This is a genomic window from Janthinobacterium sp. YR213, from assembly GCF_900099875.1.
Lineage (GTDB): Bacteria > Pseudomonadota > Gammaproteobacteria > Burkholderiales > Burkholderiaceae_D > Janthinobacterium > Janthinobacterium lividum.
On record NZ_FNDA01000002.1, the window covers coordinates 966,486 to 979,000 of the forward strand.

Here is a 12,515-nt window from a genome sequence, read left to right on the forward strand (position 1 = left end):
AATGTTATCACTGAAGAAATTTCAATATCAACTAATAAATAAAATTATTACAATTAGTGTTGTCTTTATTGATTTATTGGTCATGGAAATGATTAATATTTTTATCTTGATAGTCGAACAGTTGCCGTGCAGGATAAATTGATTGCGAAGGGGCAATGCGAACGGCCCGCGCGGGGCGGGCCGTTGTGAAGAGGAGGGAGAAACGCAGGTGACGCAGCGTGGAATGCGGCCCGGCCAGCGCGTCAGCCTGGCCGGTGGTGGTACATCAGGTCAATCCATGGAACAGCACGATATCGACCAGGTCGCCGGCCGCCACGTGGCCTTGCGCTTCGTGCAGCACGATCATGCAATTGGCTTGCGTCATCGAGCGCAGGATGCCGGAGCCTTGCGCTCCCGTCACGCGCACGTGCTGGCGCCCGTCCGCGCCCCGTTCGACGATGCCGCGCTGGTATTCCGTGCGGCCCCGCTTCTTGCGGATGGGCGCTTGCGCCGCCACCTGCAGCAGCGGCAGGCTGGCCGTGTCCGCAGCGGCGCCCATCAGGCGCAGCAGGGTCGGGCGGGCGAGGAAATAAAACGCCGCCATCACGGCCACGGGGTTGCCGGGCAGGCCCAGCAGTAGTGCCGATTCGCCTTCGCTGGCAATCCGGCCGAAGGCCATGGGGCGGCCCGGGCGCATGTTGATTTGCCAGAAGGCCACTTCACCGAGGCGCGCCAGGATGTCGCGCGTAAAATCGGCCGCGCCGCTGGACACGCCGCCCGACGTGATGATGACGTCGGCCGAGGCGCAGGCGCCGCGCAGGGCCGCTTCCAGCGCTTGCGGATTGTCCTTGACGATGCCCATGTCGAGCACGTCGCAGCCGAGGCGGGTCAGCATGCCCAGCAGGGTGTAGCGGTTGCTGTCGTAGATGCAGCCCGCGTCGAGCGGCTCGCCGATCGAGCGCAACTCGTCGCCGGTGGAAAAGAAGGCCACGCGCAGGCGCCGGCGTACGGGCACCGTGGCGATGCCCAGCGAGGCCAGCAGACCCAGCTCGGCCGGTCCGAGTATCTTGCCCTGCAGCAGGGCAGGCTGGTCCTGCATCAAGTCTTCGCCCTTGAAACGGCGGTTGTCGCCAGCGCGGATGCAGTCCGGCGCCACGGTGATGTGCTGTGCGCTGGCGTGCTGCACCAGTTCCTGCGGCACCACGCTGTCGCAGCCTTCCGGCATAACGGCGCCCGTCATGATGCGCGCGCATTGGCCGCGTCCAATGTTGACCGTGCCGGGACGCCCGGCCAGGATGGTGTCGACCACGGCCAGGGTGACAGCAGAGTCGCCACCGAGGTCGGCGCCGTGCAGGGCGTAGCCATCCATGGCGGAATTGTCGTGCGCGGGCACGCTGATGGGCGAGATGATGTCGGCCGCCAGGATGCGCTCGAACGCTTGCGGCAGCGGCAGTTCCTCGATCTCGGCGACAGGCGCGACGGTGTCGGCCAGGATGGCTTGCGCCATCGGCACGGACAGGCCCTGCGCCTGCAGGGCCGCCAGCTCGTCCGGGGTATTGATGTTGCCGAACGCGCTATTGTTCTCGAAGAGCACCTCGGCCAGTTTCAAGGGGCCATGCCAGGTGCGCATGCGGCGCTCTCCGCCGCGCAGGTACGCGTCGAGCTGGGGCAGGGCGGAAGTCTTGACGAGACAGAAGACGGGGTGCGGGCGGCGTACCGTCTGGCCCGTCGCGGGATCGATGTCCTCGGTGACGGCGATGGCCAGGTCGGCATTGTCTTGCGTCAAACCGGCGGCCAGGCGCGCTGCCAGGTCGGGCGGCAGCAATGGCGAGTCGCACGGCACGGTGAGCAGATAGGGGGCGGTGGCATGCTGCATGCCGCTGTGCAAGCCGGCCAGCGGACCGAGCTGGCCAGGCAGCGCGTCGGGCCACACGGGCAGGCCGAAGCGCGCGTAATCGCCCGCATCCGCATGGACACTGATGGCCAGCTGGCCCACTTGCGGCGCCAGGCGCTGCAGCACGTGGCGGACCAGGGGCTGGCCATGCAGGGGCAGCATGCCCTTGTCGCGCTGGCCCATGCGCGTGCCGAGGCCGCCGGCCAGGATCAGGCCGGTAATGTCGTGTTGATTGATCATGAGAGGCGAAAATGTGGATGCATACGCCATGGTAGCAGCGGCAGGCGTGCGCCGCTCCCGATTCAGCCGCCGATGTACGACATTTCCACTTTCTTTTTACCGTGCTCAAGTGCGCCGCCCGTCAAATCCGTCTGGCTGGTGCGCAATTGCGAATAGCGGTCGCCGCGGCCGCGCCACAGCTGCGCCACGGCCGAGGAAATTTCCGCATCGCTGTGGCCGCCGCGCAGCAGGCTGCGCAAGTCGTGGCCGCTGCTGGCGAACAGGCACGTGTACAGCTTGCCTTCGGTCGAGAGGCGGGCGCGGCTGCAGTCGGCGCAGAACGCTTGCGTGACGCTGGAAATGAGGCCGATTTCGCCGCTGCCATCCGCATAGCGCCAGCGCGCCGCCGTTTCGCCCGTGTAGTTCGGGTTGATGGGCAGCAAGGGCATCTGCGCGCCGATACGGCGCACGACTTCTGCCGAAGGGATGACTTCCTGCAAGTTCCAGCCGTTCGAGGCGCCCACGTCCATGTATTCGATGAAGCGCAGGATGTACGGCGTGCCCTTGAAGTGGCGCGCCATGGGCACGATTTCCTGCTCGTTCATGCCGGCCTTGACGACCATGTTGATCTTGATGGGGCCGAGTCCTGCCTGGTGCGCCGCATCGATGCCGTGCAGCACGTCGGCCACGGCAAAGTCCACATCGTTCATGCGCTTGAAGGTGGCGTCGTCGAGCGAATCGAGCGACACGGTAACCCGGTTCAGGCCCGCATCCTTGAGCGCCTGCGCTTTTCTTGCCAGCAAGGAACCGTTGGTCGTCAGGGTCAGGTCCAGCGGCTGGCCCGACGGCGTGCGCAGTTCGGCCAGCATGGCGATGAGCTTTTCGATATTCTTGCGCAGCAGCGGTTCGCCGCCCGTCAGGCGGATCTTTTCCACGCCGTGCGCGACGAACAGGCGCGCGATGCGCGTGATTTCCTCGAACGACAGCAAATCCGTGTGCGGCAGATACACGTGGTTCTTGTCGAACACGTCCTTCGGCATGCAATACACGCAACGGAAATTGCAGCGGTCGGTAATCGAGATGCGCAAGTCGTGCAAGGGCCGGCCCAGGCTGTCGGCCACATTGCCGCTGGGGCTTTCCAGCTGCGCGGGGATCGCCGGTGCTCCGTTGCGGGCTTCGGCGAGGTAGATAATCTTGTCAGCCATGAAAGGTGATACCACTTACGTTGAGTCGTTCAAGGCAGATACGATAGCACGAGGCCGAAGATGGCACAGGCGAGCAGCAATTTGATGGTGCCCACTTGAAACCTGATCAGCGCCACGCCGGCCGCCAGCGCGATGAACATCGCCAGCCAGTCCCAGTGCGGCAGCGGGTTTTCTTGCCAGAAGACATGGCGGCCAAAGAACAGCGCCAGGCTGGCGATGACGCCCACCACGGCTGCCGAGATGGCCGTCAGGGGCGCGCTCAGGCGCAGATTGCCGCGCGACGCTTCCACCAGCGGCGCGCCGGCCAGGATGAAGATGAACGAGGGCAGGAAGGTGAACCAGCTGGCGACGAGCGCGCCGCACACGCCCGCCAGCCACAGCTGCTCCCCTGTCACGGCATGGCTCCAGCCGCCGACAAAACCGATGAAGGCGACGATCATGATCAGGGGACCGGGCGTCGTTTCGCCCAGCGCCAGGCCATCCATCATTTGCGCGCTGGTGATCCAGTGGTAGTGGTCGGCGGCGCCCTGTACCAGGTAGGGCAGCACGGCATACGCGCCGCCAAACGTCAGCAGGGCCGCCTTGCTGAAAAACACGCCCATCTGCGCCAGCGGCTGGTCCGCGCCGCCCGCCAGCGCCAGGCCCAGCCAGGCGAGGAAGGCCAGGGCCAGGCCCAGCGCACAGGTGGCCAGCAGGCGCGGCCAGCTGAAGCGCGCGTGCTCCGGCGTGGGCGTGTCGTCATCGATCAGGGCGGCGCCGTAGCGGGCCGCGCCGCCGTGCGAGGCGGCGCCGACATGGAAGTGGCCCGGCAGCCAGCGCCCGCCCGCCATGCCCAGCAGGGCGGCGGCGAGCACGATCAGCGGAAATGGCAGCTGTAGCACGGCGATGGCGACAAATGCGCCCGCCGCGATGGCGATCAGGCCGGGGCTACGCAAGGTGCGCCGGCCTAGGCGCCAGGCGGCCGCCAGCACGATGGCGACGACGGCCGGCTTGATGCCGTACAGGACGCCGGCGATGGCACCCACGTGGCCATACGCCATGTAGAGCCAGGACAGCATGATCAGCACCAGCAGCGAGGGCAGCAAGAACAGCAGGCCCGCCACCAGCGCGCCGCGCGTGCGGTGCATCAGCCAGCCGATGTAGATGGCCAACTGGGTCGCTTCCGGCCCCGGCAGCAGCATGCAGTAGTTGAGGGCGTGCAGGAAGCGCTGCTCGGAAATCCAGCGCCGCTTTTCCACCAGCTCCGCATGCATCATGGCGATTTGCCCGGCCGGGCCGCCAAAACTGACGCAACCGAGCTTGAGCCAGTAGCGGAAGGCGCTGCGCAGGCTGACGGGGGCGGGAGCTTGATTGGTGTTCTCGTGCATGGCGGGCGGATGGCTGGCAAAGAAGTGGACGTAAAAAAGGGGAAGCCTGAGCTTCCCCTTTCATCATTGGCGGCTGGGCGAACCCGGCGCGCTTATGGGCGTTGCGTGTTGACCTGGATCAACGGCTCATCCGATTGCGGCGGCAATGGCTTGCGTTCGCGCGGCTTGCGCACGGGAGCGACTGCCTTGGCAGCGGCTTCCTGCGCCAGGCGCAGTTTTTCCGGATCGGTGGCAGCCAGGGTCAGGCCGGCCGAACCGAGCACTGCGCTCAAGTCCAGCGGCGCGGCGACTGGCGCAGCAGGAGCCGGTGCAGGAGCAGGAGCCGCCACAGGGGCTGGCGCCGGAGCAGGTACAGGAACAGGGGCGGGAGCCACTTCGGCAACCACCGGGGCCGCTTCCACCACGGCCGGTGCCGCTTCGGCGACTGGCGCTTCTTCAGCTACGGCGACGGTTTCCACGACAGCAACCGTTTCCACGACTGGCGCCGCTTCGACGATGACTTCCGCTGGAGCTGGAGCAGGCGCTTGCGCCGGTGCCGCTTCCGTTTTCTCGGCAAAGCTGTACTCGGCAGCTGGCACTGGTTCGGCAGCGGCTGGTTCAGCTTGCGCTGCAGCCGCTTCCACAGGGGCTGGCGCTACGATCGCTTCAGCGGCTGGTGCGGCTTCTTCGACCTTGGCGATGTCCGCGACCTTGGCGATTTCGACCACTTCGACCACTTCAGCCACGACGGCAGGAGCGGTTTCGGCAGCAGCTTCCACTGGCGCAGCGACGGCGACGACAGCGGCGGCAGCCACGACGGCTACTGGCGCGGCATCGGCGGCAGCTTCTGGCGCCGGAGCAACCGTGAAGCTGATTACCGGTGCATCCTGGCCTTCGTTTTCACCGTTTGCCGATTCGATCAGCTCGCCCGTTTCGCGGTCGCGGCGGTTGCGGTTGCGGCCACCACGACGGCGGCGGCGGCGCGGTTCTTCGCCTTCCACGTCGTTTTCCGTCTCTTCGCCTTCAGGACCGGCATTGGCCGGCGCTTTCAGCAGGTTGGCCGGTGCGGCGTCGGATTCCGGGCCGTTGGACGGCACGATGACATTCACTGCGCTGGCGGTGGCGCCAACCAGTGCCAGCTCTTCAGCTTTCACTTCAGCAACAACAGCCTTGTCGGCGCGCGGTTCGCGGCCTTCGCGTGGCTGGCGCGGTGGACGTTCGGCGCGCTCTGGACGTTCTGCGCGTTCCGGACGCTCGGCGCGTTCAGGACGCTCACCGCGTTCGCGTGGCGCTGCCGTTGCATCGCCGCCTTCGCGGGCTTCACGCGGTTCGCGTGGCGGACGCGGCGGGCGTGGCGGACGTGCCGCTTTTTCCAGTGCTTCCGCTGCTGCATCGTCCTGGGCTGGACGGCCCTGGCCCGGTTCGCGTTCTTCGCGGCCAGGCTTGCCGTTGCGGCCACGGCCACGCGGGCCACGGCTGTTGCGGTCGCCGCGGTCGGTGCCGGCCGGCTTGGCTGGTGCGACAGGGGCGGGTGCCGGTGCCACCGGTGCCGGGGCGCCGGTGAAGAAGCTGATGATCTTGGCGATCAGGCCCTGTGGTGCGGCAGGCGCGGCCACTGGAGCCGGTTTCGCTTCGACGGGCTTGCGCTCGACCAGCGGTGCCGGCTGGTCAGGGGTGATCGTCTTGACGACGGCTTCCTGGCGCGGCTTGGCTTCTTCCTTCTGGCGCTTGCTGTAAGCCATGTCGGTTTCAGCGCTTTCAGCCAGGTTGTAGCTGGCTTGGCTGTCTTCCAGACGCGGATCGTCGTGCTTGATGCGTTCCAGCTTGTAGTGCGGCGTTTCCAGATGCTTGTTCGGGATCAGGATCACGGCGATGCGGTGGCGGTTCTCGATTTTCAGTACTTCGCCGCGCTTTTCGTTCAGCAGGAAGGCGCCCACGTCCACGGGAACCTGCACGTGGATGGTGGCCGAGTTTTCCTTCATCGCCTCTTCCTGGATGATGCGCAGCACCTGCAGGGCGGACGATTCCGTATCGCGGATGTGGCCGGTGCCGGAGCAGCGCGGGCACGTCACGTGCGAGCCTTCGGACAGCGAAGGACGCAGGCGCTGGCGCGACAGTTCCATCAGGCCGAAGCGGGAAATCTTGCCCATTTGTACACGGGCACGGTCATGGTGCAGCGCATCTTTCAGGCGCTGTTCCACTTCGCGCTGGTTCTTTGCCACTTCCATGTCGATGAAGTCGATGACGATCAGGCCGCCCAAGTCGCGCAAGCGCAGCTGGCGGGCCACTTCTTCGGCCGCTTCGCAGTTGGTGTTGAAGGCGGTCGTCTCGATGTCCGAGCCGCGCGTGGCGCGGGCCGAGTTGACGTCGACGGAGACCAGTGCTTCCGTGTGGTCGATGACGATGGCGCCGCCCGATGGCAACGGCACGGTGCGGCTGTACGCCGTTTCGATCTGGTGTTCGATCTGGAAGCGCGAGAACAGCGGCACGTCGTCGCTGTAGCGTTTTACGCGGTGCACCATGTCGGGCATCACGTGGCTCATGAACTGGTGCGCCTGGTCGTAGATCTCGTCGGTGTCGATCAGGATCTCGCCGATGTCGGGCTGGAAGTAGTCGCGGATGGCGCGGATGACGAGCGACGATTCCTGGTAGATCAGGAAAGCGCCGTTGGCCGACTTGCCGGCGCCTTCGATGGCGCGCCACAGTTGCATCAGGTAATTCAAGTCCCACTGCAGTTCATCGACGTTGCGGCCGATGCCTGCCGTGCGGGCAATGACGGACATGCCAGCAGGCAAGTCCAGTTTATCCATGGTTTCGCGCAATTCCTGGCGCTCTTCACCTTCCACGCGGCGCGATACGCCACCGCCACGCGGGTTGTTCGGCATCAGGACCAGGTAACGGCCGGCCAGCGAGACGAACGAGGTCAGGGCGGCGCCCTTGTTGCCGCGCTCTTCCTTTTCCACCTGGACCATGATTTCCTGGCCTTCGCGCAGCGCTTCCTTGACGGAAGCGTTACGCACGTCCACGCCTTCACGGAAGTACGTGCGGGCAACTTCCTTGAAAGGCAGGAAGCCGTGGCGGTCTTCGCCATAGCTGACGAAGCACGCTTCGAGCGATGGCTCGATGCGCGTGATCACGCCCTTGTAGATGTTGGATTTGCGCTGTTCGCGCCCGGCTGTCTCGATATCGATGTCGATCAGTTTTTGTCCGTCGACAATCGCTACGCGCAGTTCTTCTTGCTGCGTGGCATTAAACAACATGCGTTTCATTTTTATAACTCCGCGACCCGTAGGCCATCTCAAAGCCGCTTCCGGGGAAGCGGCGAAGTACAGGGATATATGCGAGAACGGGAGTGCTGGCGGGGGAAATGCCTAGGCGTGCGGAGCAACAACGCGTACGAGGTATACGTTACGGCCGCAACAGGCGCGGTGAGGTCGATCGTCATGCCGAGTGCACAGGACACTTGCAACTCATCTGAAGCAGCCCGGATGTCGGGGGCAGAGAATGCAAGTGGTCAGCAAATTCAGAGCCAAATCGTAAGCCGGCTCATTACAGGGATCGCGATGGCGAGGCTTGGCCTCAGCCTATTCATCGACAACCCTCAGTATTGTGGCCGCATACGGGGTTTGGCGAAAACGGCAAGCGTTATCAACTTCATCAACCCGCGAGCCCGACTCGATAAGTCGCGCTAACGGGTACTTATCCTTATAATCCAATACACTCACTTCAGCATCTCCACGCGTTATCCGATTACAACTACGGTGCAACCTTGATTCGCGCAGGGATGGTGCATATACATTTTTTTCCACCGAATTTGCAATTTGGCGAGGCCGGTGGAGACGCCCCTGTGTAAAATGTGCTTTTATTCTTACACTCGCAGCAGCCAGGGCCGCAGCAAAAACAATTATATATTCAAAATGAAGGACTTAGAGAGATTTCTGGGAAGACATAGTAAATGAAGAGTCAAAATGATGTTGTTCCCCCTTCAACACCCCCGGTTCAGCCGCAAGCCCAATTCGTAACGATCGCCGAGGAAGAAGCAGGCCAGCGCATCGACAACTACTTATTAAGAGTGTGCAAGGGAGTGCCTAAAAGCCACATCTACCGGATCTTGCGATCTGGAGAAGTGCGGGTTAATAAAGGCCGTATCGATCAGCTGTACCGTCTCGCCGCCGGCGACGTGGTGCGCATTCCCCCCGTGCGCGTGGCCGAAAAGGCGCCCACGGGCGCGCCGGCCGCCGAATTCAAGATCATCTTTGAAGATGCGCAGCTGCTCGTCATCGACAAGCCGGCCGGCGTGGCCGTGCATGGCGGCTCGGGCGTGTCGTTCGGCGTGATCGAGCAATTGCGCGCTTCGCGCCCCGACGCCAAGTTCCTGGAACTGGTGCACCGCCTGGACCGCGACACGTCCGGACTGCTGTTGCTGGCAAAGAAGCGCTCGGCGTTGACGAACTTGCACGAGCAGATGCGCGATGGCGTCACCGACAAGCGCTACCTGGTGCTGGTGGCCGGCGACTGGAAGAATGCGCGCCAGCATATCAAGCTGCCGCTGCATAAATATACGACGGCCGAAGGCGAGCGACGGGTGGCCGTGCAAGCCGATGGCCTGGCGTCGCACACGGTGTTTTCACTGTTGCATAAATATCACAACTTCGCCTTGCTGGAAGCGGAATTGAAGACGGGACGCACGCACCAGATCCGCGTGCACCTGTCTTCGTCCGGTTTTCCCATCGCCGGCGACGATAAATATGGCGACTTTGCCCTCAACCGTGCCCTGTTGAAAGCCGACAGCACGCGCGGTGCCCTGAAACGCATGTTCCTGCACGCGCACCAGATCACGTTTACGCATCCGGAAACGGGCAAGACGATGACCCTGAACGCGCCGCTGGCTGCCGAATGCGAGCGTTTCTTGGTAAGCTTGGGCAAACCATTGGCCGTTGCCGCACGATAAGTAAGCACCGTGCGCGCGACACTACTCACAAGGTAGTCAGTCGCCGTCATTCACTATCAAGGAGCCGGCGGCTATGCCGTCGGGAAACATGGCAAGAAAGCAATTTGATCTGATCGTCTTCGATTGGGACGGTACGCTGATAGACAGTACCTCGACCATCGTCAAGTGCATCCAGGCTTCGGCCAAAGACTTGGGCTTGCCAATTCCCACCGAGTTGCTCGCTTCGCATGTGATCGGCCTGGGCTTGCAGGAAGCCATGCAGCTGGTGATGCCCGACGTGGAGCCGAAATACCATGCGCGCATGGCCGAGCGCTACCGCTATCACTACCTGTCGCGCGACCATGAACTGGCGCTGTTTCCTGGCGTCTACGAGATGCTGCAGGAACTCTCGCAGCAGGCGTATTTCCTGGCGGTGGCCACGGGCAAGAGCCGTGTCGGCCTGAACCGCTCCTTGAATGCCGTCAAGCTGCTGTCGCTGTTCGATGCGACGCGCTGCGCCGACGAAACCTTTTCCAAGCCCCATCCGGCCATGCTGCAGGAACTGACGCGCGAACTGGGGCAGGATATGCGCCGCACCGTGATGATCGGCGACACCAGTCATGATTTGTTGATGGCAAGCAATGCCGGCGCGGCCAGTATTGCCGTAGAGTATGGAGCGCATCCGGTGGAGCAGTTGCAAGCTTGCCATCCCCTGTATTCGGCCGCCACGGTGGCCGACCTGCATCAATGGCTGAGCGAGCACGCATGATGAACGATGTTGTCGATGTATTCATTTGCGCCGCCGACGCCGTGGCCGATGGCGGCAAGGGCGTGCGCTTTCCCGTCTCGGCCGGTGGCGAAGCGACCACCGGTTTTGTCGTGCGTCATGGCGGCAAGGCGTATGGCTACCTGAACCGCTGCGCCCACGTGCCGATCGAACTGGACTGGGCCGAGGGCGAGTTTTTCGAGTCCAGCGGCTTGTACCTGATGTGTTCGACGCATGGCGCCATCTATGTGCCGGAAAGCGGCCTGTGCGCGGGCGGCCCCTGCAAGGGCGGGCGCTTGCGTCCGATTGCCGTGGCCGAGCGCGATGGCCAGCTGTACTGGCAACCCGACGAATATGTCCAGCCACTGCCGGCCTGAGGCCGGGATGGGCTTTCTGTAATTTAAGCAAAGTGAACCATGAGCGATAACACGAATGACAAGCTGGCCAGCAGCGCGCCAGCCGCCGGCCACGGCGCCCCTGCGGGACACTGGGAGCGCGACGTGCTGGAAAAGCTGGTATTTGCCACTTTGCAAGAGCAACGCGCACACCGCCGCTGGAGCATCTTTTTCAAGGTCTTCAGCCTGCTGATCGTGCTGTTCGCCCTGTGGGTGTTTTATGACTACAACACGGCCGACGACAGCGAAACCCTGGGCCGCCACACGGCCCTGATCGACATCAGCGGCGCCATCGAGTCCGAGGGCAGCGGCTCGGCCGCCGTCGTCATCCCCGCGCTGGACAAGGCATTTTCCGATGCCGGCTCCGTGGCCGTGGTGCTGCATATTAATAGTCCGGGCGGCAGTCCCGTGCAGGCCGGCATGATCGTCGACGAGATGCAGCGCCTGCGCAAGGGCTATCCGGACAAGCCCTTATATGTGGTGGTCGATGAAATGTGCGCCTCGGGCGGCTATTACATCGCCGCCGCCGCCGATCGCATCTACGTCAACAAGGCCAGCGTGGTCGGTTCCATCGGCGTGCTGATGGATGGCTTCGGCTTCACGGGCGTGATGGAAAAGGTCGGCGTCGAGCGCCGCTTGCTGACGGCGGGCGAGAACAAGGGCTTCATGGACCCGTTCAGCCCACTGACGGAAAAACACAAGGCGTATGCGCAGAGCATGCTCAATGAAATCCACCAGCAATTCATCGACGTCGTGCGCACGGGACGGGGCAAGCGCCTGAAAGAAACGGCCGATACCTTCTCCGGCCTGTACTGGACGGGCGCGAAAGCCGTGGAAATGGGCCTGGCCGACGATTTCGGCACGGTCGACAGCGTGGCGCGCGATATTGTCAAGGCGGAAGACATTGTCGACTACACGCAGCATGAAGGCTTGCCGGAACGGGTGCTCAAAAAGTTTGGCGCCGCCATGGGCGCGGGCGCCATGAAGGCGGCCGTGCAGCAGTCACAACCGACGTTGCGCTGAGGACATCACTCTTGGCTGGCAGGCAAGCCAATCGAGAATGATTTTCAATAAGGTGGTAAATTGGCTTGAAAACGGGGCTGCTTGGGCTATAGTGAAAGCGTAGTTCTTTTCAAGGAGGGGCGATATATCAACTATGTTGTCAGTACTAACTTGATTGGCAGGTCTTGGAACTACTCGCCGCATCGCAGATGTGGTTTTGAGTGAATTTACATTCCTCACTAAAGTCCCGATGGGGCTTGGGAACGGCGGCGCAATGCCGCCGTTTCCTTTTGTGTGTGCTGGATGGGCCGGTGTCGGCGGATGGGTCTGGGTGCGCTGGCAAGGCAGGCATGCGAAGGCAGGGCATGGCTGGTCGGACGGGCCGCGCTCAGACGGCGCAGCCGTTGCAGTGCGCGGGCAGCGGCTGTCTGGCTGCCGCAGCGCCGACGCTGGCGTTGGTGTCGGACGGTATGTCCGCCATGGCAGGCGCGGTCACGCTGTCGGTTTCCGCATCCGCGTGCGCAAAACCACCCAGTTCCAGCCAGCACATGAAATGGCATTGCGCCTCGGCATGCCAGTGCGTCTGGCTGGCTGGCGATGGTGGCGCGTCCGCATCCTGCGGAGCAGAGGTGCTGCTCCAGCGTGCCACGCCGAGTCTGACTTTGTGCATGGCCGCCTGTTCCGCAGCGATGCGCTGGCGCATGTCGGCGATGCTGCCTTGTAAGGCGATGGTATCGGTATGCTTCATACAATGTCCTTGTGGGTCGTTGCCTGGTTAT

Annotated in this window: 9 protein-coding genes; 4 read left to right on the forward strand and 5 right to left on the reverse strand. The window is 63.3% G+C overall.

All coding sequences use genetic code 11. The features are described from left to right. Positions 1-265 precede the first annotated feature (265 nt). The 4 genes from glp to BLT98_RS13550 all read right to left on the reverse strand — a co-directional run bounded on the left by glp (position 266) and on the right by BLT98_RS13550 (position 7,912). Positions 266-2,113 (reverse strand): molybdopterin molybdotransferase MoeA, encoded by a 1,848-nt coding sequence (glp, locus tag BLT98_RS13535; protein ID WP_244517479.1) that lies wholly within the window; start codon positions 2,111-2,113, stop codon positions 266-268. Between the two features lie 62 nt (positions 2,114-2,175). After that, positions 2,176-3,297 (reverse strand): GTP 3',8-cyclase MoaA, encoded by a 1,122-nt coding sequence (gene moaA, locus BLT98_RS13540; RefSeq protein WP_092608455.1) that lies wholly within the window; start codon positions 3,295-3,297, stop codon positions 2,176-2,178. A 29-nt stretch (positions 3,298-3,326) separates the two neighbouring features. Beyond that, complete coding sequence (gene chrA, locus BLT98_RS13545; protein ID WP_092608458.1) at positions 3,327-4,664, reverse strand: chromate efflux transporter; 1,338 nt, start codon at positions 4,662-4,664, stop codon at positions 3,327-3,329. 92 nt (positions 4,665-4,756) lie between these two features. Beyond that, a complete protein-coding gene (locus BLT98_RS13550) occupies positions 4,757-7,912 on the reverse strand; it encodes an Rne/Rng family ribonuclease (RefSeq protein WP_092608461.1) in 3,156 nt (1,051 codons plus the stop codon). Positions 7,913-8,598: 686 nt separating this feature from the next. On the opposite strand from BLT98_RS13550, the gene BLT98_RS13560 reads away from it, so the two are divergent. The 4 genes from BLT98_RS13560 to BLT98_RS13575 all read left to right on the forward strand — a co-directional run bounded on the left by BLT98_RS13560 (position 8,599) and on the right by BLT98_RS13575 (position 11,757). Beyond that, complete coding sequence (locus BLT98_RS13560) at positions 8,599-9,594, forward strand: RluA family pseudouridine synthase (RefSeq protein WP_034785281.1); 996 nt, start codon at positions 8,599-8,601, stop codon at positions 9,592-9,594. 88 nt (positions 9,595-9,682) lie between these two features. Next, positions 9,683-10,342 carry an HAD-IIIA family hydrolase gene (locus BLT98_RS13565; protein WP_034785432.1) on the forward strand — a complete coding sequence of 220 codons (660 nt, stop codon included), beginning with the start codon at positions 9,683-9,685 and terminating at the stop codon, positions 10,340-10,342. After that, positions 10,339-10,716: a Rieske (2Fe-2S) protein gene (locus BLT98_RS13570; protein ID WP_092608465.1), complete on the forward strand. Its 378-nt coding sequence runs from the start codon at positions 10,339-10,341 to the stop codon at positions 10,714-10,716. The genes BLT98_RS13565 and BLT98_RS13570 overlap by 4 nt, the downstream gene beginning before the upstream one ends. Positions 10,717-10,755: 39 nt before the next feature. Then, a complete protein-coding gene (locus tag BLT98_RS13575; RefSeq protein WP_092608468.1) occupies positions 10,756-11,757 on the forward strand; it encodes a S49 family peptidase in 1,002 nt (333 codons plus the stop codon). Between the two features lie 367 nt (positions 11,758-12,124). On the opposite strand, the gene BLT98_RS13580 is transcribed toward BLT98_RS13575, so the two are convergent. Then, positions 12,125-12,484 carry a hypothetical protein gene (locus BLT98_RS13580; RefSeq protein WP_092608471.1) on the reverse strand — a complete coding sequence of 120 codons (360 nt, stop codon included), beginning with the start codon at positions 12,482-12,484 and terminating at the stop codon, positions 12,125-12,127. Between the last annotated feature and the right edge of the window lie 31 nt (positions 12,485-12,515).